Origin of the sequence: Streptomyces sp. LUP30 (assembly GCF_001746365.1) — a bacterium.
GTDB lineage: Bacteria > Actinomycetota > Actinomycetes > Streptomycetales > Streptomycetaceae > Streptomyces.
Genome location: NZ_MJAJ01000002.1, coordinates 66,960 through 88,431, shown reverse-complemented (window position 1 = coordinate 88,431; position 21,472 = coordinate 66,960). Strand labels below are relative to the sequence as shown.

The window sequence follows — 21,472 nt, the reverse complement described above, 5'->3', positions numbered from 1 at the left end:
CTCCCATGGGGGCGGGGTCCTGCGCTGTCGGGATGACACCCGCTTGTGCATCAGCGGCGCCATTACGTGGTGTGCAGGGGGGCCTTGAAGGATTTGCGGGGCACCGGCCCCGCGAAGGGGAGGGCCGAAGACATCGTCTTCGACTTGTCCCCAGTGGGATGCCGTTCTGCTCTGACATCGACACGGGTGCCCTTCTCCGCGGGGGTCACCTGAAACTGCCAGGCACCCGGGACGAGGGGCATCGAATCACGAGCAGTAACGGTGACCAGCTTCGTCGAAGGGGATTCGGTCACGTCCGCCCATCACCCCGCTCGTGGCCCTGGAAGTATTCGGCAGGGGGGAAGCCGATCTTCGACGCGCGACGGACCGAACTTCGTCAGAACCCGCATTACCTCGTCCGGGCCCATCGAGGAGTTCACGTGGAAGTGCGGGGACGGCATGACCAACTCCCTGATTCATGTGCAATGCGTTGACCTCGGTGGACCGGAGCAAGCTCACTGACCTGGACACTCCACCTCTCAGAATGCATCGCCGCCCGGCACTGCGCACCAGCTGGCCTTGGCCCGCCAAACGCCGGGCCACAGCGATTGCCGCGGCAGGGTGAGCAGCCACCGACGTCCGGGCTTGCGGTCTGGGCGGGCAATCCGACCCGTTCCCATATCGTCAGGACGGCTGGATGCTGCAACCGCGGCACCAGCACGCTCCGGCGACGTGTGGACGTGGGTCAGGAGGCTGTAGAGCCGGAACCCTATTCGTGAGGGATCTTCGAGCGGTAGAGCAAATTCCTGAAATTCATAGGCTGTGACTGGCCTCTGATGAGACGGGGGCGCCGGGCGCGCAGCCCGAATCGGATTGAGCTCCGTGAGGAGCAGAGGGGCGGTTGTCCGGGATCGGCCAGGGGTCTTGCGAGGCGGTCGCGCCAAGCAGGTCATTGTCGCAGCGGACGATCGTCTCCAGCTCGGCGATAGTCTCGTCCCGCTGTCTATCGCCCCCGGTAGGTGCGGTGTCGCGCGGGGCTCGGACTGCCTGGCGTCGGACACCGACTACGGCTGCGTCGTCATTGATGTGTCCCCTCGATGTGCCTGCGCACCCTGTCCCACCTCGGCGTCGACCTTCGCCTTGGCGTCGGACCGATCTTCACGGTCGCCGCCATGGCCCCGCCACGTCCCCCCGTCAAGATGCTGATGAGCCCGGCCGGACCTCACATGGTCTGGCGGCCGGCGGCGTCTGGGCGGCCGGCGAGCACGAGGGCCGCGTTGATCCGCCTGCCCGCCGCTCGCGGTGAACGTAAAGCTCTGAGGCACCGCCATCACGATTTCCAGGTCGTGATGACCGACCCGTTGCCCCCTGGCAGTTCGTCTCGTGCGCCGCGTGGTGCGGGTCCGGTCCGTGTGACCACGGTCGAGTAGCGTGGATGGGACAGGTGCGGTCTGCGGTGGGGCGACGGAACCGGCGGAAGGAGGCGGGTGGTGGAGTTGGAGTGGCGTGAATTCGCCGAGGCTATGGCCGAGCTCGCGCGGAACCTGCTCGCGCAGGACTCGGTGCAAGGGACGCTGGACGAGATCGCCGCGTCGGCCGTGAGACTGGTCGACGGCTGTGACGCGGCCGGGATCCTGGCGGTGCGCAAGGGAAGGTCCGTCACCCTGGCTTCATGCGGAGGCATGGTCAAAGAGTCCGACCGTCTCCAGGGGGAACTGGCCGAAGGACCGTGCTTCGATCTCGCCCGCCGGGCCGCGGACGGGGAGCGCGTATTCCGGATCGAGGACATGACACGGCCCCAGCGTGCCTGGCCGCGGTTCGCCGACGCTGCCGCCAAGCTGGGGATCGGCAGCATGACCGGCGTACTGCTGTACACCCACGACCAGGACTTCGGCGCCCTGAATCTGTACGCCCGCCGACCAGGGACGTTCGGCAAGGACATTGAGACGGCCGGTTGGCTGCTGGCCTCCCACGCCGCAGTCGCCCTGGCCGACGCTCACGCGGTCGACCAGCTCGAGGAGGCCATGAAGTCCCGGCACGCCATCGGCGAGGCCATGGGGATCCTCAGGGAACGCCACCACCTGAGCGAAGAGGAGGCGTTCAACGTGCTGCGCCGAATTTCCCAGCACCACAACGTCAAACTGCGCGACATCGCCCAGATGGTCCGAGACGAACGCACCGATCAATCGTGATCTCCGCTAGGAGCTGCCTCTTTGGAGCTCGGTGGCGTGACAGGACCGTCCGGGAGCCGGACCTGACCTGACACATCCGCCCGATGAGGTCCCGCCCACCGCACGCCTCCCTGACAAGGCTGCTTGCACCGCCCCTATAATCGACCGGCCGCGGAACGACGACGGGTGGAGGGCGGCGCGATGCCTGGTCAGGTGACCGCAGTGAGCCGTAACGAGGGGTATTCGTTCAGCAAGCCCAATCGCGATTCCGTCAGGCTGCTCACGGGGCTCGGAGTGGAAGGAGACGTTCACGCAGGTGAGACGATCCGCCACCAGTTCCGCATGGCCTACGAGCCGAACCTGCCCAACCTGCGCCAGGTCCACCTGATGCACGAGGAACTCTTCGACGAACTCGCGCTCAAGGGCTTCAGGGTCTCTGCGGGCCAACTCGGCGAGAACATCACCACGCGCGGGGTGGACCTGTTGGGCCTGCCCACCGGCGCCCTGCTCCACCTCGGGGAGCAGGCGGTGCTTGAGGTGACCGGACTGCGCAACCCGTGCTCGAAGATCAACGACTTCCGCAAGGGGCTGCTCGGGGAGGTCTTCGCCATAGACCCCCTGTCCGGCGAGTTCACGTTCAAGTGTGGCGTCATGGCGGTGGTCCGCCGTGGAGGGACCGTCCGCCCAGACGATTCCATCCAGGTCGAGCACCCGCCACCCCCTCACCGCCCACTGGAACGGGTCTAGGTTCTTGTTCTGTGGTCACCGGCGTGCCCAGATGAGGACGCCGGCGAGGTGGAGTGCGGCCCGGTAGGCGATGGCGAGTGCATCGCAGGGAGTGTCAGCGGGCAGTGCGATGCTGACCGTCGACAACTCCGCTCGCGGTGATCAATAGGGGCCGATGCCTGGTGAGGCTACGACACCGGGAGCATGGCCGACAGGGAGCCTGCCCTCCGCGAGCGGGCCCGCCACGCCTCGGGGGTGAACTTCCAGATCATGGTGGCGACCACGACGCTGACCCGGCAGCGGCCCGACGAGCCCGCACCGCCGTGCTGCCGTTCGGGAGAGGGGCGTTGCGCGGCCCCGTGCTGGCGGCGGTCTTCGGCGTCGTACGGGCCGAGCAGCGGCGTCCGCGGTTGGGTCAGGGAGCCGGTGACCGTGCCGACGATCGCCTCGCTCGTCTCGTAGATCCTTTACTTTGCCGGCCCGTCACCGACGGCTCACAGGCATCACCGTCTGCGGTTCGAGGTGCTGCGCGAGGTGTCCCAGCGCCTGACCATCAAACTGAACACGGCCGTGGACGCCCTGACCCGGTGGGCGCTGGGGCAGCAGGCGCGGTCCGAGGCGCTCGGCGAGGAACTGCAAACTGCGGTGCGGTGCCGCTCACGGCGCGATCCACCGAGCAGCCGGCTGAGGCGATTCAGGCGTCGAGGGCCTGCTCGACGGTGGGGTGGAGGTCGATGAGGGTGTCGAGGCCGACGATTCGCAGAACCTGGAGGACGGGCTCCTGGACGCCGGCGAGGCGCAGCCATCCCTGAGCGTCGCTCGCGTGCTGGTGGGCGGCGACGAGGACGTTGATTCCGGTGGAGTCCATGAAGGTCACGCCACGGAAGTCCGCAACGATCCGCGGCGGCGCCGCCGCGGCGTCCTGGGGCAGCAGGGCCTGGCTGAGGGCGTCCTTGATGTCGTGGTCGATCTCGCCTTGCACGGTCACGACACGCACGTCACCGAGCATGTTGTGCACGACGGAGAGCCGACTCGGTCGCTCTGCGTTGTCGATCTCGGTCACCGTCTCCTCGACTGCACTCTAGGCTTGCCCCGCGGGGCCGGGGCGTTCATGAACGATTCTGCCCCACCCTTTCGATCAGATGCGCTCGGGTGGGGTGCCGAAGAACGTGTGTGTGCCATGGATGGCCGTATCGGGGGTAGGGGGCGCGGGGTGCGGGCGAATGGGGGCGAAGCGGTTGGTGTCTGATACCGACGCGGGCTGTGGCGAGACAGGGCATATCGTGATGCGTGCCGGCTATGCGCTGGGCGGAGACGACGGCTGTATCGCCGACGCCCGCCATCACGCCGCCGCCTTCCTGAAGAAGGCCGGTGCCGACCATCGCCTGCTCGTGTCCGATCGAGTGCGGGACCTCACCCAGCTGGTGGTGAGCGAGCTGGTGACGAACGCCCGCAAGTACGCCCCCGGCCCCGTTCTGATGGAGTTGCGGATTCAGGCCGGCAGCGTGGACGTCGTCGTGTGGGACAGCGAGCCCACCGTGCCCGCGGCCCGCGGCGTGGATCCGGGCAGGATCGGCCAGCACGGCCTGGAGATCGTCAAGGCCGTCGCCGAAAGCCTCGTCGTCGAACGCCGGCCGGTCGGCAAACGCATCACAGCCCGCATTTCGCTGGTCGACCCGCCTCTTTAGCGCCGCATCGGCAAGGTTCGGCCCGTCCACCGTCCCGCGGGCCGGTCGTCTCGGTAGCGGCTCGTGCCGTCGCTCGTGTGGTCAACGACCCGGAGTGGCAACGTCACCTCCAGCAGATCTCGCCCATGACCGCCGGGCTCGCGATCCAAGCCACCGTCCATCTGCCCGAGCTGCCCATCGGCCCATGGGCCGGCCTGGGCGTGCTCGCCTTGTGGGCCGCGGTCGCGCTGGTGGTCGGCAGCCTGCTGCTGCACAGGCGCGACGCATAGGCGAAGCGAGCCGTCCGCGAGCACGGCGGCTTCGGGCCCCTCACCAGTACACGGCAGGCCTCGCGCGAATCCAGGAGGGCTGCGTCGCCGCCAGTTGACCTCGGCGTGCCGGTGCGGAGAAGTCTGGCTGCTCGACGTCACGCGGCACAGCACTGCGCCCCGTCCCCGAAGATGGGGACGGGGCGCGGGTCGGAAGCTGTCAGCGGTTGGCGCAGATCACGTACACCGAGATGCCGACGGTGTCGTGAACGTTCTGGCGTCCGAGGCCGATCCAGCCCCGGGCGTCGTCCGTGGGGAAGGATCCGAGGAGGATCGCGTCCTCGCCCTGCGCCTCGGCGCCGCCGCCGATGGCCACCTTCCCGGCCGGGCAGAGCACCGTGCGCCGCTCGAAGTTCGCCACGTCCTCGTTCGGCAGCTTCACCAGCTGGTAGCCGTCGACCACTGCAGCCGCAGGGGCTGCATGCGGCTTGGCCGGCGCCTGGCTGTCCGATGCGTTCGCCGCCCAGCCGACGCCCGACACCAGGGCAACCGCCAGCGCACCCGCCCCGAGAGTCTTGAAGCCTCGCATCCTGCTCCTTCACGTTCGGTGAGGCCCCGGTCGTCGGGGCCTCATCGCGACCGCCACTCTGCCCGCCCACACTGCCCGGACCATCGCTTACCAGGTCCAAACGCCCGGATATGGGGAAACAGGGGCACACGGACACCTCGACCGCTCATCGGCGCGCCCCACGCCCCCGTTGCGCCATGGTCGTCGGCGGGCGTCGACGTGTGTGAGCCCGTTTCGCGGGCCTGCCCGTTCTGGTGGGAGCGGGTAGGCGCGTGCGGAGTCGGCGGCTGTCGGCGTCGCCGCGGCCGTCGGCCCGGGTACCGGCGATGCCGCAGCCCTGTGCAGCAAGGGCGACCGGGCCGTCTTCAGAGAAGACGGCCCGCCGACCGCGATGAAGCGCCTGCGCCCGTCAGGCTTATCCGGTCGCCGTCCTGCGGGACTCGCTCGCGGCTTTGTCTGTGGTGTGCGCCGGGGGTGGATCGGCATGTGCTCGCGCTTCGGGTGGTGCATTGGGAGCGCCGGTAAGGGGTGTTTGGGAATTTTCGTCCGCCTGTGGGGCGGTACGGCCGTGAGGCTTTGAGCGGCACTGCGTCTCCTGCCGCGTCAGCCGGGGCCCCCTGGTCCAGAGGCCTGGCGGAGACGGCGACCACCAACAGGTCCGCCTCGGCGGACCGGACCGGATCGCGGCCGGGCGCCGCCCCAGGCCGTGACTCACCGTCTGGGGCGCCCGGCCAGCGCCGAACCGCACCGCCCCTGCGTCGGCCATCGCCGGACCATGGGTCAGATGGGTGGGCGCAGGGCGGGGGAGAGGGCGAGGCGGTTGTCGCGCGTGTGGTCGCCTTCGGGACTGAACGCAGGAACGGTGGCGGGAAGGCAGTCGGCGATGAGGAGGCAGTCGTGCTGGCGGTCCTCGGCGCCGGCGGCGACCAGGGCTTCGCCGTCGGGGCCCCAGATCCCGGAGTTGCCGCGGTACTGCCAGGATCCGGCGGGGACCTGTTCCCAGCCGCGGCGGTTGGCGTAGGCGACGAAGAGACGCCAGATGCTGGCCATGGCGGGGATGATGTGACGTGTCGCGTCCTGGTAGGGGACCTGGCTCATGGTTCCGTCGGCGAGACGGAAGTGGAAGTCGGCCGCTGTCGGGCCGAGGACGACTTTCGCGCCGCGTTCGGCCAGGGACTGGTAGAGGGGCGGGAACTCGCACTCGTAGCAGTTCAGCACGCCGACGCTGATGCCGTTCAAAGACACCACGGGCGGCAGCTCGTCTCCGAAGGAGTAGTTACGGCGCTCGGCGGCCCCGTACAGGTGGGTCTTGCGGTAGTTGGCCAGTACCAGTCCGTCGCCGGCGATCACGCTGACCGAGTCGAAGAATTGTTCGCCGTCCCGTTCCGGATAGGGCAAAACCAATGCCAGGCCGCACTCCTTGGCGGCCAGGCGCGCCCGTTCCACCGAAGGTCCCAGGGCGTGTTCAGCCAGCTCCCGACATTCCGTGAGGCCGATCGCGTAACCGGTGGTGTACTTCTCCGGAAAGACCAGCACATGGCATCCGTATCCGGCGGCCAGTTTGGCGACCTCGTCCATGCGGTCCAGATTGCGTCGTACCGCCTCGACGCTGCCGACCGGCCCCTGGCCCTGGTAGATCCCGACCCGCAATCCCTGTCCCGCAGCGGGCGGCCGCTCAAGAGCGGAGCGGAAGACGATGCGGACAGGCTCCTTCAGCACGGTGATTCCTTCGTCCTCGGCGGTCGCCTGATGACCGCGTTCGCAGCAAGAACGATCAAGAGTCCTCGGGGGATACGTTCGCCTCGAGTCGCAAACCGCAGGTCCCGGCCGCCTTTCGCGCGCTCCAAGTCCCGTCGGCGCCGTCTCCCCTCGGCCCGCGGCCGACCAGCACCTACGCGGAGCCCTCACGGGGTGGCATCTGGGTGTTCCCGGGTGAGGAAGACCACCTGCGTCCGATCGGTGTGCGGGGTGAGCAGCTCCTTCAGTTCTGCGGCGGCGGTCTTCAGCAGGCGTCCGTCGCGGCCGGCATGCAGGGTTTCGAGGACGAAGGCGACGTGGGCGGAGTTCTCGGTGACGCGGGTTCGGTGGGCGTCGCGGTGGTTCCAGTGGCGGGTCAGGATGTCGGTGGCGTCGGTGTAGACGATCTCCCCGGGCGTGGGGTGTTCGGTGGCGTCGGGCTCGCCGAGCGGGGTGAACGTCTCGGTGCCGTCGGCGTAGCGGATCTCGACGTCGCCGGTGACGTGGTCGAGGTCGAAGGCGCCGGCGGGCAGGCCGTGGCGGACTGAGATGACGTTGTAGGAGTCCACGGCCGGGTTGATCCGCGGCAGGCTGCCCTTCTTGGCGAGGCGGCGGCCGAGGGCGTCGACGCTGGGACGGATACGGCGGGGGTTGGTGCCGAAGGAGCGGTAGGCGGTGTGCCACGCCTCGATCCTCGCGTCGGTCTCGTCGGCGGGCTGCCAGGTGCCGTCTGCGAGTTGCTGTTCCAGGGTCTCCAGGGCTGTGGTGGTGGCCGGCCAGGGTTGGCGGCCGTGCAGTCCGGTGGCGGTGACGACGGCGATGAGGGTGTCGGGGAACGCGTCCGCCACGGCGGGACTGATGCGGAAGGTGGTCACAGGGGAGTCCGTTCAAGATCGTGATCGGGATGCGAGGGAGGCGGTGCGTGGTCAGCTCTTCCAGGCGCCGATGCGCTCCAGACGCCGCAATTGCTGGTCGGCGGCGGGCGTGTCCAGGCCTTGATCGCGGACGGTGAGCCGACGGGCGGTGTCGATGCGCTGCTCGACGGGTTCGTGGTCGTCGTACTTGAACTTGGCGTGGACCTCGGTGACGTCCAGACGCAGGCCGCGGATGCCGGGCAGCATCCGCCCGTAGGGCGGCTGGTCGACCTTGATGAGGGCGTGGTCGCCTTCAGGTTGGAAGTGCGCCATCTGCTGGCGCAGCAGCTCGGCTTTGTCCTCGGGATCGTCGATGATCGCGGCCTGGCAGGTGAACTGGACGGCCGCGTAGTAGCTGGTGGGGACTCCGTCGACGAGCGGGGTGCCGGGCTTGGCGCGCCATGGGCCGGGGACGAAGGCGTAGTCGCTGGTGACAGTGAAGGTGACGTTCGGGTCGACCTCGATCGTCTTCCAGACGGGGTTGGGGCGGGCGAGGTGGATCAGCAGGGTGTTCTTGCCGACGGTGAAGTGGGTGGGGACGACGATCGGCGCATGTCCGCGCAGGCCGTTGACGCTGAGGAGGCCGAAGTCGTGTCCGTCGGCGACCCAGGTCTGCCACTCGATGTCGTCCAGGGCGGCATCCCAGGGCTGGATGAACATGGGGGCTCCCTTCCGGGGGGGGCAGGCAGGACAGCAGGTTGGCCACCGAGTCCAGCACGCCGGCTGCCGCTGACATCGCATACGCGGGCTTTTCCGGGCCCAGCCTTCGGAACGTCAGCGCGGCCGCGACCAGCGTGACCGCGGAGGACACGGCCCGGCCGACGATCAACGGGCCGACGCCGCTGCCGGACGGCGTGGTCTTCGCCCTGCACCAGCCCCACGCCGACCGGCAGCATCGCCGAGACCAGCGCGGTGATCGGAGACAGGACGTTCATCGGGCCGATCGCGAGCGTGCGGTAGAGCAGGGCGAACGCGGCGGCTGACGCGACACCGGAGGCGGCGCCCCAGACCAAGGTGGTCGGGGCGAAGGAAGCGCCGAGGAAGGGCCACAGCACCAACTCGACGGTGAGCGACGCTGGGGCGGCGATCATCACGGTGCGCAGGACGTGGGCTTTTCGGGCGCCGAGGCCGCCGAGGAAATCGGCGCATCCGTAGGCCAGGGAGCTGCCCAGAGCTAGCAGCAGAGCGGTCACGGTATATTCCTTACGATCAATGGATCGACTACACCGTACAACAAACCGACCGACCGTCGTCAACCAAACGACCGTGCGGTGCAATGCACTGATCTGCATGCCTGGAGGGAAGACGCGATGGCCGAGACTGAGTCGGCACTGCGGACACTCGCGCACAACGTTCGCGCTGCCCGGACCCGCGCCGGACTGTCCCTGGACGAACTCGGCCGCCGAGCCAAGGTCAGCAAGGGTGCTCTGGTCGCCTTGGAGAGGGCCCAGGGCAACCCGAACTTCGCCACCTTGGTCCGTCTTGCCGACACCTTGGGCATCTCGGTGTCCGCGCTGATGGAGGGGCCGGCCGAAGGCCGCGTCCGGGTCGTTTCCGCCGATGCGGTCATGCCTTTGTGGACCGGCGAGAAGGGCGGCGAGGCGCGACTCGTGCTGACCACCTCCGGGTCGGCCCCGGTGGAGGTCTGGCGCTGGAAGCTGGAGCCTGGCGAGGAATACCCCAGCCACCCCCACCAGGCCGGCGTCGTGGAGACCGTCAGCGTCACCGCCGGACACATGGTCCTCGTCGTCGACGGCGCCGAGCATCCGGTCGAGGCCGGGCAGACTGCCACTTTCGAAGGCGACGCCCCCCATGCCTACCGCGGCTCGGGGACGGAGACCTGTCACCTGATCATGACCGTCCACATCCCGCCGGGTCCTGGCTCCGCAAGCCGACCTGTGCGGTAGGGCGGTGGCGCGGTGGCCGCGCCCGTCGTGCTCTGGCGGCGAGGTGGCGGGCCCAGTCGTCGTTGCCATGTCAGCCCCGCGTCTCCGCTGTGGTTGGCCTGAGGCGTAATGGTCGGGCGGTGACGGGCGGGCGCGTGGTGACGGCCTTGATCGCAGCGGTGCGCTTGCCGTCCTGGCGCTGAGGACCGGCGCACCCCGCTGCCTCGCGCGGGCCGGCTTCGGCCGGCGTGGCGCGCACGGCCTGGCAGGCCCGTGAACTCATGGACACTCCGTCCCCGGCCGGGCTGCCCCGCACTCGGTTCTCCTGTGCGACTGCGACTGCGACTGCGGCAGCGGCAGCGGCGGTGATCATGGTCATGGTCATGGTCGGGGTGCCAGGTCAGGCCTGTGTCAGGCGGTGGTGCCGGACCCGGGATCCGGCCCACAGACATGGCCCGCCGACTCCATGATTTCCAGTGCCTCGTGCGTCTCCTCGCCGGCAGGGGGCACCGGCGGTCGGCCCTTGGTGGTGGAGGCCGCGGAGCGTCTCGTTGACAATAGGCAGGTAGATACCTGCATAATGTCGGTGTGAACCTCGAAGCAGCAGCGATCGACTCGGTGTTCAAGGCGCTCGCCGATCCCACCCGGCGGCTCCTGCTCGACCGGCTGCGCGAGCACAACGGACAGACGCTGCGTGAACTGTGCGAGCGTCTTGACATGGCGCGCCAGTCGGCGACGCAGCACCTGGACGTTCTTGTGCGCGCCAACCTCGTCACCGTCGTACGGCGCGGCCGGGAGCGGCTGCACTACCTGAACCCGGCCCCGATCCACGAGATCGACGAGCGGTGGATCTCCGGATTCGACAAAGTCCGCCTGCAAGCGATCAGCGCCATCAAGCACCAGGCAGAGGAGTACGCCATGACCGACGCACCCACACCGGTGCCGGACTACGTCTACGTCACCTACATCCGCGCCGGTGCGGAGCAGGTGTGGCAGGCCCTGACCGACGCCGACCTGACGGCCCGTTACTGGGGACACGCGAACGTCTCCGACTGGCAGCCTGGATCGGCCTGGGAGCACCGGCGAGCCGACGGCTCGGGCAAGATCGACGTGGTGGGCCGCGTCCTGGAAGCCATGCCCCCGACCCGGCTGGTCATCACCTTCGACGACGCCCCCGATGCCCCGTCGCCGAGAGAGCCGTCGGTGGTCACCTTCCTCGTCGAGCCGCACCAGGACATCGTCCGCCTCACCGTGACCCACGAGAGGCTCCCCAACAAGGAAATGCTGGACGGCATCTCGGCCGGCTGGCCGGCCGTGCTTGCCAACCTCAAGTCGATGCTGGAGACCGGCGAGGTCCTGCCGCAGGCGCCCTGGGAGATGACCCGCGCCCACACCTGAGCCGCGCCGCTCAGCTCCTGGTCCATTCCGCATACGCCCGCACAGACAGGTGGCACAGATGCAGGACGCCGGCTCACTCCAGGACGCCTACCGAGCTCTGCTCGACGCCGCCACCACCGTGGCCGGCGCCGACGACCCCAACGGTGCCCCACCGGACGGCGAGTGGAACGCCGACGAGATCCTCGCGCACGTCTCTCTCGTCGGCGCCGCCACCATCGCCGCCGTCGCAGGCGTCGCAGCCGGGGTCCACACCACGTACGACAACCGGATCGCCCTCGACACCTGGACCGTCCGGCACACCATCACGCATGCCGGCGGCAACGCCGGTCTGCAGGACCGCATCCGCGGACAAGCAGCCGCCCTGTGCGCACTCACCGCGAGTGCGGCGCTCAGCGACGCCGAGCTCGGCACCCTGGTGCCCGCCCGGCTCCTGTCCCACGACACCCTCCTCGTCGATCAGCCCATGGCGCTGCGCGACATCGTCACCGGACTGGCGCAGGCGGAACTGCCCGGCCACACGAAACAACTCCTCGCCCTCCTCCCCGGGCGGCCATGACCGAGGCCCGGCGCCACCATGGCAGGTCGTCTCTCTTAACCTGCTGATGCAAGGCTGCGCTTTGCCGCAGAGGCGACATGACGTCGGGTGATCTTGGCGATCTCGTCCCAGAAGGGCTTGGCGGTGAGGTAGGTGCCGAGTGCGGCGAGAACGCCCAGGGACACGTCGACGCTGAGGCGCCCCTGTTCGGCCCAGTAGACGTCCTGCAGATCCAGCAACAGAGCGAACTCGTCGGTGATCAGAGCAGCTCCGGCGCCGTACGCCGCAGCGACCGCTGGGTGGCCCACGGCCCTGTCGTCACCGCGTACGGCGACCAGGCCGACACAGGCGAGGGTCGCGATACCGAAGTTGTAGTGATGCAGGTGTTCGCCGCCGGCGGAGACATTGCCCCAGGGGAGCCACCCGCCCCGGATGCCATGGGTGATCAGGCGTACCGTTCCCCACGTTGCGCCGAAAGACCCCCACGTGACGATCAGCGACTGTTTGGTCGAGGTGAGGTTCCGATCTGCGGCCTCGCGCCATCGCTCCACCAACCGCGGTCGGTCGGATGAGCGTCCGACGGCCAGGCCCGCCCGCGGGGGCCCTCCGTTGGTGCGCCCGCTCATGCCCGCCGCTTCCCGCGTTCGGCGTCGGTCGACACACCGGCGAGGCTTGTGCCGACCGCGGCTGCCACCTTCTCCATACAGTGCGGGCAGTAATCCTCGCGCTCCAGCGCGCCATCGGGTATGAGGGTCGGCCTGTCGGTCAACGGCTTGCCGCACAGAGCGCTGCCGTCGAGTTCGAGAGCATGCCAGCGCCGTCCAGGGCCGGTCACCGTTGTCGTTCGTTCAGCGCGCATGTGGTGCATCAGCCACCTCCCACACGAATGGGTCGCGGTTCACCCATCATGAGACAGTGAATTCGCCCGAACGGCGTCCTGGACCCGCCGAACGGGTGAATCACCGTAGCCAGGCGCGTCCGCCGCCATCGACTTCCCGAGGACCCGGCGAGGGCCGTCCGGGCTACGCCGAAGCCCCGGGGCCTACGTGAACACGGAACGGCATCCCACCAGGACTCCGCCCACCGGCCTACTCGCCCGGCGGAACTCGGACGAAGCCATCGGTCCAATCGTCTTCATCGAGCTCGCAAGCGTCGAAGTAGAAGCAGTCCGGTTCATCACGGAAGCCCGGCAGCAGTCGAGCCTGACGCATACGCTCTTCAACCCGTTCGAGGGTTGAGTAGATACCGAGCAGCTTCACGTCGTCGCCGTCCGCCTCGTCGCAGAACACGCCGCTCTCATCGACGTGCACTGTCGAGCCGTCGTCGCCGGCTTCGTTCTGGTGGCCGACATGCCACAGCGGATACACGATCACGGACGCGAAGCTACCAGCACGCGAGTTCGTGGGGCATGCGACGTCCGGCGCCCCCTCACCTCCTGGAACCTGTTCCTCTCCCCCGAGCTCCCGAACGGCAACCAGGCCATCGCCTCCTGGCATGGTCAATCACCGGTACAGCGTCCAACGGGAAGTCGGAGGCGTGGGCGCATGGGGACTGCCGTCCAGCTGCAGCTCAAGCCGACGCATGGGCCTGTCCGGCCCCCCCGATGGACGAGCGTCCCCGTGCGACCTCCGTGTGGCCCGTCACGGCGCACCGCACTCGCGGCAGTGACCGCGCCAAGGTAGGCCCAGACGCGTTTGCCTGCCGTCGGAGCCGTGCCCGTGCCCGTGCCGGAGCAGTTCATGCCGGAGTCTTCCGTTAGTTGTTGCCGACGACGATCACTGTGTCCTGGACCGACCAGCGGCGCCGCTCGGCTTTGGGCGGGTTGATCCGCACGCCGTATCCGGGACTCGTCGACGAGTCGTCGTGGCTTCGGTATCCGATAGCGCATTCGCCGCGATTGCGTGCCGCGGCCACGACCGTGGCGAAGGACGTCTCACACCCCGGCAGCACGTAGTCGGTAGCGGGCCGCAGGCGAACCCCGGTGCCGTCGGCGGAGAACAGTTCCTCGAACACTGCCGCCAGGTGCTGGTTCTGGGAGATCTGTGCCATGAGCAGGCCGATCAGCTTGCCGCTGATGATCACATCGGCTCCGGGGCCGATGGGGGCCAGCGCCCGGTTGCGATCGTCGATCAGTTCGGTGACAACCGGCAGTTCGCGCTCGGTGGCTTCCTCGAGTTGGCGCAGAAGCAACAGGGTGACGAGGGTGCTGTTGTCGGGGGCGTCCGGCGGCTGTCCGGGAACAGGGTCCTGGCCGAGCACGATCACACTGTCGTAGGAGTGCAGGTCCAGACACCTCAGAGTCTCAGGACGGGTGATGTCACCCTCATGCAGAGTCAGCGTCAGGTCGGTGCCGCTGTGGGCGTCGGCCTCACTCACCTGCCGGACTGTCACTTCATGACCGTTCGCCACCACGTCGACGGCTGATCCGGGCTGGGCGCGGCGGCGCAGTTGGTCGAAGATGAGCGGCGCCCGGCGGTTCCAGCCCAGCAGGAGAACTCGCTCCGGTCGCGGGGGTGTCGAAGGGCCGGATGCCATCGCCGCCTTCTCGACCAACTCCGCACAGTTGTCCGGCCAGGCCGTGTCGTCATCACGGGAGATGACGATGAGCATGTCGTTGGCGGCCAAGGTCGTCTGCGCCGGCGGGTTGAGCAGGGGGGTGCCTTCTCGCATCACCCCGACGATGCTCGACGTCGGGTAGGACAGCAGCGCGTCGCCGAACGGTCGGCCTGCCAGGTGCGGTTCGGCGATCAGGTAGAACTCGTCCCCGGCGAAGTCCAGCAGTTCCTGGTGAACGAGGGAGAGTCCGGGCCCGCGAGCAGCTTGGACGATCAGCCGGGCCGTGACGGTGTCGCTCTCCAGGACGATGCCACCTGGGCCGGCGGCGAGACGGGCGGCCAGGCGGTAGCGGTCGTCCCGGACGGCGGCGACGACAGGGGGGCGGGTCCCTTCCCCGGCCAGGGCTGCCCGCAGCGCAAGCAACGTCTTGACCACCTCGGCGTCGGCGTCGGGCTCGTCCTGAGGTAGAACCAGGACGACACCGGCCGTGGCCGGGCTGGTCAGGGTGAGCACAGCCGGGTCGGTGGTGGGACCACTGCGGCAGATCAGCCGTGTGCCGCCGGTGGGACCGACCTTCGCGCTGAGGGCTTCCTCCATGGCGGTCTTGTCCCGGTCGGCCAGAACGGCCACCGCGGTGCGTCGCTGGTTGGCATTGGCGGCCACCAGTTCGCTCACCACGGTGAAGACCTGCTCCGACCACCCCAGGACCACGGCGTGCCCTTGTTCGAGCACAGTGGAACGCCCCCGTCGCAACTCGGTGAGCCGCTCCGTGAGCGCCGTCGTGATCAGGCCGACGAGCGTCGAGACGTACAGCAGAGCGACCAGTGCGAGCAGCACCGACATCGTCACGCGCACCGGCGCCCCGGTCACACCGCCCAGCCGCAGTGTCTGCCCGGTGAGGCGCCATACCTCCGCCAACCGGTCCGCCAGGGGTGCCGGTGCGTGGGGGTCGGTCCACACCAGCACCGCACTGGCGGGGACGACGACAGCCAGACACAACAACGCCATCCAGCCGACGAGAGCGGGAGCGCCGCGGGCCAGCGTGCTGTCGAACCAGTAACGGGCTCTGTCACCGAACGGAGTGCGCCGCTGGGCCACCCTTCCCCCTCCACCGACCCGCTCTTTGGTGAGCCCCGCGCGGCAACTCGCCTGTCTGACGCGATCTCAGGTCCGCCGAAGAGCATGGATGCGAATACGCATGTGGCAGTGTGTGGGACCGATTGTGACGGCACAGGGGGTTTACTCGGCATTCATCCCTTCGGGGACGCCCGAGCCGTGCACGCCGACGACCTGCTCGGCGTCAGGGTTTGTCGCAGTCTTCGCTCCTTCGAGTCAACGCCGCAGCGGAGAGCGGGCGCCTGGTCACGGCCACCGGTACAAAGGCCGCCATGACTGAAGATCACGAGGTGGTGCACTCAGCCGGCGGCTTCTCCCGTCGAAGCTTCGCGGCGCTGGCCGGCACGGTCACGGCTGCGACGGCTTTGACCGGCGGTGTCTCCGCGGCCCTGCCCGCGCCGACCACTCCGAGCGCCGGCCGAGGCGCCGACTTCGACCGATGCCTGGCCGTCGCTCGCGCACTGCTCGTACTGGACTCCGACAACCGCCCCCTCGTGCCGCGCTACCAGCGCATCCTCGAGCAGGGCCTGCCGGCTCAGCGGCGGACACGCCCGAAGGACGTTCTGGTCATCGGAGCCGGTCCGGCCGGACTGGTGAGTGCCTGGCTGCTGAAGAAGGCAGGTCACCGTGTCACGGTGCTGGAGGCCAACGGCAACCGCGCCGGGGGCCGCATCAAGACCTTCCGCAACGGCGGCCACGAACACGCACAGCAGCCCTTCGCCGACCCGCGCCAGTACGCCGAAGCCGGCGCGATGCGCATCCCCGGCAGCCATCCCCTGGTGATGGAGCTGATCGACCAGTTCGGCCTGAAGAAGCGGAGTTTCCACTACGTGGACGTCGACCACGAGGGACGTCCTGCCAACCGCACCTGGATCCACGTGAACGGGATCCGCGTGCGGCGCGCCGACTACGCCCGCGCGCCCCGGCGTGTCAACCGGTCCTTCGGCGTTCCCCGGGCCCGCTGGGACACCCCTGCCGCCGCCATCCTGCGCTCCGTTCTGGACCCGGTGCGCGACGAGTTCAGCTATGTCAACGGAGACGGCAAGCGGGTCGACAAGCCGCTGGCTGAGCGGGTGCGGGGTTGGGCCCGCGTGGTGCAGCGATTCGGTGACTGGTCGATGTTCCGCTTCCTGACCGAGCATGCCGGCCTCGACGAACGGACCATTGACCTGATCGGCACCCTGGAGAACCTCACCTCACGCCTTCCTCTGTCCTTCATCCACAGCTTCACCGGCTCGTCCCTCATCAGCCCGGATACGCCCTTCTACGAGTTGGAGGGCGGCACGGCCGTGCTGCCGGACGCCCTCCTGGAACGCGTGCGCAAGGACGTGCGGTTCGACCGTCGTGTCACGCGCATCGAGTACCATCACCCCGACCGCCCTTCGCCGGACACCGAGCACGTGCGGATCAAGGGCCCGCACGTATGGGTGGACACCGTCTCCGAAGGCCGCGACGGTCCCGTCGTGCGCGAGCAGTTCACCGCGGACGCCGCCATCGTCACGGTGCCGTTCTCCGGACTGCGCCACGTGCAGATCGCCCCGCCCATGTCGTACGGCAAGCGCCGCGCCGTCTGCGAACTGCACTACGACAGCGCGACCAAGGTGCTGCTGGAGTTCAGCCGCCGCTGGTGGGAGTTCGACGAGGCTGACTGGAAACGCGAGCTGAACGCCGTCGACCCTGGCCTGTACGACGCCTACCGCACCGGCCGCGCCGCCACGGACGGGCGCCTGCTCGGCGCCCATCCCTCTGTGCCCACCGGGCACATCACTGGGGCTCAGCGCACCCACTATGCCGCCAACCGCGCGGTCGCGCGCGACCAGCCGGCGGCGGTCGACGTGCTGGGGGGCGGCTCCGTGTCGGACAACGCCAACCGGTTCATGTTCCACCCTTCCCATCCGGTCCCGGGCAGCTCGGGGGGAGTGGTCCTGGCCTCCTACAGCTGGGCGGACGACGCTCTGCGCTGGGACTCCCTGAACGACGAAGCACGTTACCCACACGCTCTGTGCGGCCTCCAGCAGGTGTACGGCCAGCGCATCGAGGTCTTCTACACCGGGGCGGGCCGCACTCAGAGCTGGCTGCGCGACCCCTACGCCTACGGGGAGGCGTCCGTGCTCCTGCCCGGGCAGCACACCGAGTTGCTTCCCGCCATCCCCGTGCGCGAAGGGCCGTTGCACTTCGCCGGCGACCACACGTCCGTCAAGCCGGCGTGGATCGAGGGAGCCGTGGAGTCTGCCGTGCGTGCGGCATTGGAGCTCCACACCGAGTGAGCCGCGCAACTCACTGAGACATGACGCACGTAGGCCCCGGTGCACCCGCGCCGGGGCCGTCCGTTCTCGTGGGAAGGGGAGTGCAAAAACGACGGTGGATCCGATGGTCAGGGAGACGCGTCTGATGACGGGTACCGCCGTCCGCGGTCCCTGGAAGGTCCCCGATATCGTCGAACATTGCCTCAGCCCGCTCAAGCGGCGGCGGGGTGTTGCCACCCACCACGAGAAGACCGCGACCGTCTACCTGCCCGGACTCCGCATCGCAGGCCGTTTCCCCTGTGCGCCCGGCAATGGGCCGGGGCGCCTATCCCCATGAGTGTCTCGGCGGCTTGCATGCTCGCTCCCCGCGGCTAGGAGGTGGCGGGCGCTGCGCACGCCGACGTGTCGAGCAAGCAGTCCCACGATCTCTTGCTCGGCGAGCAGGACCATCTTGGGCGGCGGAGGCCAGATTCAGGGGGGGGGGACCCTCACCAAGAGCTACCCGTCCCGCTTCACCTCCTCCGGGCCACGGCAGCGCAGGGTCGCAGCGAGCCGGGGCTCAGGGCTGGGTGAAGCCTCGTACGAGGGTGCGGAGTCCTGCGCGCCAGAGTTGTTCGCCGTCGTCGGCCGGGAAGGCTGCTGCGCCGCCGAGTTCGAGCCCGGCGAGGCCGTCGCAGAGTGCGCGGAAGTGCAGGGTCGCCTCGTCGACGCGTGTGGCGTCCAGCAGTTGCGCGGTCACCAGGCGCGCCACCTTCGCCTTGAGGACGGTCAGGGCCTGTACGGAGGAGGCGCGGACGGTGGGTTGGCTGCGCATGAAGGGGTCCGCCGTGTTGCGGAAGACGATGCGGAACAGGGACGGGTGTTCCAGGGCGAAGCGGCGGATGACGAGGCCGGCTTCGATGAGGTCGTCGTCGGGGGCGGAGGTGTCCGGCAGTTGCTCCATGCCCGTGCCCAGCAGGTCGAAGGCGTGGGCGGCCAGCGCGGCGACGAGGCCCTGTTTGGATCCGAAGAGGCTGTAGACGGCGCGGGTGGTGGTGCCGACGTCGCTGGCCACCCCGCGGATGGAGATCGCCTCCGGGCCGGACTGCTCGATGGCGCGCTCCGCCGCCTTGAGGAGGGCCGTAGCGGTGTGCTCGTCGTGCTCGCGTGGTCGTCCCATGCTTGACAGCGTAACGCAACATTGTTACGTTACGGCGTATCGTTACACTGTGTCGAAATGCTCGGGCGGGCACCCGAACGCCCCCCCCCCCCGCATAAGAGAACGGAAACCGAAGTGACACTCTCCGCCATTGATGCCAAGCCCGCCCTGGTCGTCATCGACCTGCAAAAGGGCATCCTCGCCATGCCGGGCGGGGACACCGACGACCTCAAGCAGGTCATCGAACACGCTGCCGAGCTGACCGCCGCCTTCCGTTCCCGCGGCCTGCCGGTGGCACTGGTCACCATCCTGGGCGACGCCCCCGGACGCACCGACGTGAGCGGACCGGCGGGATTCACCCCGCAGCCGGACTTCACCGACCCGGTGGACGAACTCACCCCGCAGCCGGGAGACCTGCGCGTCCTGCGACAGCGCTGGAGCGCCTTCGGCGCCACCACCCTCCACGACGACCTGCAGAGAGCCGGCGTCACCCAGGTCGTGCTCGCGGGCGTCGCCACCAGCATCGGCGTGGAATCCTCAGCCCGCGCCGCACACGAACACGGCTACCACGTCGTCCTGGCCGCAGACGCGATGACCGACATGAACCCCGACGCACACCACAACAGCATCCACCACATCTTCCCCCGCCTCGGCGAAACCACGACCACCACCGACATCCTCGACAAGCTCCAGCACACCCACTGACCTCACTCCGCATCCAACTGTCCTGCGTGTGAAGGGAACGATGCGACGGTCCTGCGCGAGTCGCTCGCCTGTCGCGCCCGGAAAGCCATCGGCGCGCTCGCCTGTGCCGTACTGCTGCCGAGTTGCACGACGGCCGACGCCGAGGTGGCCCGGCCAAAGCCGGGCAATCCGATCGTGAGAACGTACTCCGGGGACGTGCACCGCTACAGGGCAGCCCGGTCATCGCCGACAACTACGTCAGTCAGACCCCGGCCAACCTCGGCGTCACCTATACGCAGGTCCCCGCCATCGAGGCCGAATACCGGCTGAGTGCATACTCCGGCCCAGCGATTGCGCTCGGCGCGGCGATCATCTACGGCGACTTCGCCTGCAACACCCTGACCCTCGACCGGTCGCTGTCCCGGTTCGCGCCCACGTACCTCAACATCGCCGACACACCCCACCACTCCGGCCTGAACGCGGGCCGGCCACGCCTGGCCGACACGATGCAGCGCCACTGGACGAACTCCGCGGCATGGGACCTCCCCAGCTCGGGCCGCGTACAGGTCCGGCCGATGGCCGCCGACCGAACCACGCCCCGCAGCCGAGACGGACTTCGCAGACGGACACCATCCTCGTTCCTCGGGCCCCCGATCACACCGCGCCGTGACGCCCGTTCGGACAGCGAGCCGGAGTTGTCACACCTGAATTGAACCTGCTGAATTCGAAGAGGAATCCCATGACAAGCATGCGCAAGAGCTCCGTCAGGCGAGCTCTGGCCCCGGTCCTGACAACGATGGTGATCGCCGGCCTGTCCGCCCTTCCGGCTTCCGCCGCGTCGGTCCCGGCCGCGTACGCGGCCAAGCCGTTCCCCCAGGAGGTGCGGCTGCCGAACGGCTTCTCGCCCGAGAACCTCGCCATCGACCAGAAGAAGGGGCTGGCCTACACAGGGTCGCTGGTCGACGGCTCGATCGAGCGCATCGATGTGAAGACCGGCATGATCAAGCCGTTCGCTCCCTCGCCAGGCCCGCACAAGTTGGCCTCCGGCATGGACATCGACCGCTTCGGCCGACTGTGGGTGACAGGCGGTGGCGGCAGCGTCGTCCCCGGCGTCATCACCGGTTTCCGGGTGTACGACACGAAATCGGGCGCGCTGCTGGCCGACGTCACCGTTCCCGACGCCGCATACCTCAACGACGTGACGGTGACCCGGGACGCGGCCTGGCTGACGGACAGTCTCCGCCCGTCCCTCGTCCGGGTGCCGATCGGGGACGACGCAAAGATCGGTGTGCCGGAAAAGGTGGCGCTGGGCGGCGACTGGGCCCCCTCCAACACGGGTTTCAACGCCAATGGCATCGATGCCACGCCCGACGGCAGGCACCTGATCGTGGGCCAGTCCGATGCCGCCGACGGTCATTCTGCCTTCTACCTGGTGCCCACCGACACCGCCGGCGGGGCGGTCGACGCCCGGCGGATCATCCTCAACGGCACCATGGACGCCGCCGACGGTCTGCAGCTGACCGGGCGGACCCTCGAAGTGGCCGATCCCGAGGGTGTGGTCGAGATCGGCCTCTCGCGGTCGCTCACGCACGGACGGGTCCTCGGCACGACCACCGTGCCGGGCGCCGCATGGCCGAGCGCGGCCAAGTCGTTCGGCTGCCGTCTCTACGTCGTCGACGCCAACTTCGGCAAGAACAACTCCAATGTCGGCAACCCGGCCGCCGAATTCAAGGTAGTGGCCATCCCCCTCGCATGAGCCCCGGATCTAGTCCTGGTGGATTGCCGGCACCGGCCGCCCACCAGGACCTCCCCGTATCGGTCCTGACGACAGAGAAGGCGCCACCCCCGTGGAACGAGAAATCTACGACATCTGTCACCAGGC

Annotated in this window: 22 protein-coding genes and 1 pseudogene; 12 read left to right on the top strand and 11 right to left on the bottom strand. The window is 68.8% G+C overall.

What is annotated here, in order from left to right:
• Nucleotides 1-1,475: 1,475 nt before the first annotated feature.
• From BG482_RS02410 to BG482_RS02400, 3 genes are all read left to right on the top strand, one after another.
• Nucleotides 1,476-2,171: a GAF and ANTAR domain-containing protein gene (locus BG482_RS02410; RefSeq protein WP_069767351.1), complete on the top strand. Its 696-nt coding sequence runs from the start codon at nt 1,476-1,478 to the stop codon at nt 2,169-2,171.
• Between the two features lie 180 nt (nt 2,172-2,351).
• Nucleotides 2,352-2,897: an MOSC domain-containing protein gene (locus tag BG482_RS02405; protein WP_069767350.1), complete on the top strand. Its 546-nt coding sequence runs from the start codon at nt 2,352-2,354 to the stop codon at nt 2,895-2,897.
• Between the two features lie 183 nt (nt 2,898-3,080).
• Complete coding sequence (locus BG482_RS02400) at nt 3,081-3,338, top strand: hypothetical protein (RefSeq protein WP_069767135.1); 258 nt, start codon at nt 3,081-3,083, stop codon at nt 3,336-3,338.
• Nucleotides 3,339-3,570: 232 nt separating this feature from the next.
• On the opposite strand, the gene BG482_RS02395 is transcribed toward BG482_RS02400, so the two are convergent.
• Nucleotides 3,571-3,939, bottom strand: a complete 369-nt coding sequence (locus tag BG482_RS02395; protein WP_069767134.1) for an STAS domain-containing protein — start codon at nt 3,937-3,939, stop codon at nt 3,571-3,573.
• A gap of 223 nt (nt 3,940-4,162) precedes the next feature.
• On the opposite strand from BG482_RS02395, the gene BG482_RS02390 reads away from it, so the two are divergent.
• Complete coding sequence (locus BG482_RS02390) at nt 4,163-4,564, top strand: ATP-binding protein (protein WP_079141526.1); 402 nt, start codon at nt 4,163-4,165, stop codon at nt 4,562-4,564.
• 77 nt (nt 4,565-4,641) lie between these two features.
• Nucleotides 4,642-4,833, top strand: coding sequence for a hypothetical protein (locus BG482_RS02385; protein ID WP_069767132.1), 192 nt, complete (start codon nt 4,642-4,644; stop codon nt 4,831-4,833).
• A 199-nt stretch (nt 4,834-5,032) separates the two neighbouring features.
• Here the strand turns inward: BG482_RS02385 and BG482_RS02380 are convergent, their stop codons facing one another.
• The 5 genes and pseudogenes from BG482_RS02380 to BG482_RS46005 all read right to left on the bottom strand — a co-directional run.
• Nucleotides 5,033-5,401 carry a hypothetical protein gene (locus BG482_RS02380; RefSeq protein WP_069767131.1) on the bottom strand — a complete coding sequence of 123 codons (369 nt, stop codon included), beginning with the start codon at nt 5,399-5,401 and terminating at the stop codon, nt 5,033-5,035.
• 759 nt (nt 5,402-6,160) lie between these two features.
• On the bottom strand, nt 6,161-7,099 hold the full coding sequence (locus tag BG482_RS02375) for a nitrilase-related carbon-nitrogen hydrolase (RefSeq protein WP_218108760.1): 939 nt from the start codon (nt 7,097-7,099) through the stop codon (nt 6,161-6,163).
• 185 nt (nt 7,100-7,284) lie between these two features.
• Nucleotides 7,285-7,992 (bottom strand): B3/4 domain-containing protein, encoded by a 708-nt coding sequence (locus BG482_RS02370; protein WP_069767130.1) that lies wholly within the window; start codon nt 7,990-7,992, stop codon nt 7,285-7,287.
• 51 nt (nt 7,993-8,043) lie between these two features.
• Nucleotides 8,044-8,691 carry an FMN-binding negative transcriptional regulator gene (locus BG482_RS02365; protein WP_069767129.1) on the bottom strand — a complete coding sequence of 216 codons (648 nt, stop codon included), beginning with the start codon at nt 8,689-8,691 and terminating at the stop codon, nt 8,044-8,046.
• A 7-nt stretch (nt 8,692-8,698) separates the two neighbouring features.
• Nucleotides 8,699-9,224, bottom strand: a pseudogene (locus BG482_RS46005) (EamA family transporter); the annotation flags it as partial.
• 117 nt (nt 9,225-9,341) lie between these two features.
• Here BG482_RS46005 and BG482_RS02355 point away from each other — a divergent pair.
• From BG482_RS02355 to BG482_RS02345, 3 genes are all read left to right on the top strand, one after another.
• Nucleotides 9,342-9,938, top strand: coding sequence for a helix-turn-helix domain-containing protein (locus tag BG482_RS02355; protein ID WP_069767127.1), 597 nt, complete (start codon nt 9,342-9,344; stop codon nt 9,936-9,938).
• Between the two features lie 588 nt (nt 9,939-10,526).
• A complete protein-coding gene (locus BG482_RS02350; RefSeq protein WP_069767348.1) occupies nt 10,527-11,315 on the top strand; it encodes a metalloregulator ArsR/SmtB family transcription factor in 789 nt (262 codons plus the stop codon).
• A 58-nt stretch (nt 11,316-11,373) separates the two neighbouring features.
• Nucleotides 11,374-11,871 (top strand): hypothetical protein, encoded by a 498-nt coding sequence (locus BG482_RS02345; RefSeq protein WP_069767126.1) that lies wholly within the window; start codon nt 11,374-11,376, stop codon nt 11,869-11,871.
• Nucleotides 11,872-11,906: 35 nt separating this feature from the next.
• On the opposite strand, the gene BG482_RS02340 is transcribed toward BG482_RS02345, so the two are convergent.
• The 4 genes from BG482_RS02340 to BG482_RS02330 form a co-directional block, all read right to left on the bottom strand.
• Nucleotides 11,907-12,476 (bottom strand): hypothetical protein, encoded by a 570-nt coding sequence (locus BG482_RS02340; RefSeq protein WP_069767125.1) that lies wholly within the window; start codon nt 12,474-12,476, stop codon nt 11,907-11,909.
• On the bottom strand, nt 12,473-12,718 hold the full coding sequence (locus BG482_RS43355; RefSeq protein WP_141746531.1) for a hypothetical protein: 246 nt from the start codon (nt 12,716-12,718) through the stop codon (nt 12,473-12,475). The genes BG482_RS02340 and BG482_RS43355 overlap by 4 nt, the downstream gene beginning before the upstream one ends.
• A 220-nt stretch (nt 12,719-12,938) precedes the next feature.
• Nucleotides 12,939-13,223, bottom strand: a complete 285-nt coding sequence (locus BG482_RS02335; protein WP_069767124.1) for a hypothetical protein — start codon at nt 13,221-13,223, stop codon at nt 12,939-12,941.
• A 382-nt stretch (nt 13,224-13,605) separates the two neighbouring features.
• Nucleotides 13,606-15,504, bottom strand: a complete 1,899-nt coding sequence (locus tag BG482_RS02330) for an NAD-binding lipoprotein (protein WP_069767123.1) — start codon at nt 15,502-15,504, stop codon at nt 13,606-13,608.
• Between the two features lie 290 nt (nt 15,505-15,794).
• Here BG482_RS02330 and BG482_RS02325 point away from each other — a divergent pair, with 290 nt between their 5' ends.
• A complete protein-coding gene (locus BG482_RS02325; protein WP_069767122.1) occupies nt 15,795-17,789 on the top strand; it encodes an FAD-dependent oxidoreductase in 1,995 nt (664 codons plus the stop codon).
• 538 nt (nt 17,790-18,327) lie between these two features.
• Here the strand turns inward: BG482_RS02325 and BG482_RS02320 are convergent.
• Nucleotides 18,328-18,927, bottom strand: a complete 600-nt coding sequence (locus BG482_RS02320; RefSeq protein WP_069767121.1) for a TetR/AcrR family transcriptional regulator — start codon at nt 18,925-18,927, stop codon at nt 18,328-18,330.
• A gap of 114 nt (nt 18,928-19,041) precedes the next feature.
• On the opposite strand from BG482_RS02320, the gene BG482_RS02315 reads away from it, so the two are divergent.
• The 3 genes from BG482_RS02315 to BG482_RS02305 all read left to right on the top strand — a co-directional run bounded on the left by BG482_RS02315 (nt 19,042) and on the right by BG482_RS02305 (nt 21,346).
• Nucleotides 19,042-19,611 carry an isochorismatase family protein gene (locus BG482_RS02315; RefSeq protein WP_069767120.1) on the top strand — a complete coding sequence of 190 codons (570 nt, stop codon included), beginning with the start codon at nt 19,042-19,044 and terminating at the stop codon, nt 19,609-19,611.
• Between the two features lie 122 nt (nt 19,612-19,733).
• Nucleotides 19,734-20,303: a hypothetical protein gene (locus BG482_RS02310; protein ID WP_069767119.1), complete on the top strand. Its 570-nt coding sequence runs from the start codon at nt 19,734-19,736 to the stop codon at nt 20,301-20,303.
• A 35-nt stretch (nt 20,304-20,338) separates the two neighbouring features.
• Entirely contained in the window at nt 20,339-21,346 is a 1,008-nt protein-coding gene (locus BG482_RS02305) for a hypothetical protein (protein WP_069767118.1), read from the top strand.
• The last annotated feature ends 126 nt before the right edge of the window (nt 21,347-21,472 follow it).

Coding starts and splice junctions, on each gene's coding strand:
- BG482_RS02320 (WP_069767121.1), bottom strand. CDS start 18,927: ATGGGACGACCACGCGAGCACGACGAGCACACCGCTACGGCCCTCCTC.
- BG482_RS02400 (WP_069767135.1), top strand. CDS start 3,081: ATGGCCGACAGGGAGCCTGCCCTCCGCGAGCGGGCCCGCCACGCCTCG.
- BG482_RS02390 (WP_079141526.1), top strand. CDS start 4,163: ATGCGTGCCGGCTATGCGCTGGGCGGAGACGACGGCTGTATCGCCGAC.
- BG482_RS02355 (WP_069767127.1), top strand. CDS start 9,342: ATGGCCGAGACTGAGTCGGCACTGCGGACACTCGCGCACAACGTTCGC.
- BG482_RS02365 (WP_069767129.1), bottom strand. CDS start 8,691: ATGTTCATCCAGCCCTGGGATGCCGCCCTGGACGACATCGAGTGGCAG.
- BG482_RS02345 (WP_069767126.1), top strand. CDS start 11,374: ATGCAGGACGCCGGCTCACTCCAGGACGCCTACCGAGCTCTGCTCGAC.
- BG482_RS43355 (WP_141746531.1), bottom strand. CDS start 12,718: ATGCACCACATGCGCGCTGAACGAACGACAACGGTGACCGGCCCTGGA.
- BG482_RS02405 (WP_069767350.1), top strand. CDS start 2,352: ATGCCTGGTCAGGTGACCGCAGTGAGCCGTAACGAGGGGTATTCGTTC.
- BG482_RS02325 (WP_069767122.1), top strand. CDS start 15,795: ATGACTGAAGATCACGAGGTGGTGCACTCAGCCGGCGGCTTCTCCCGT.
- BG482_RS02305 (WP_069767118.1), top strand. CDS start 20,339: ATGCGCAAGAGCTCCGTCAGGCGAGCTCTGGCCCCGGTCCTGACAACG.
- BG482_RS02340 (WP_069767125.1), bottom strand. CDS start 12,476: ATGAGCGGGCGCACCAACGGAGGGCCCCCGCGGGCGGGCCTGGCCGTC.
- BG482_RS02380 (WP_069767131.1), bottom strand. CDS start 5,401: ATGCGAGGCTTCAAGACTCTCGGGGCGGGTGCGCTGGCGGTTGCCCTG.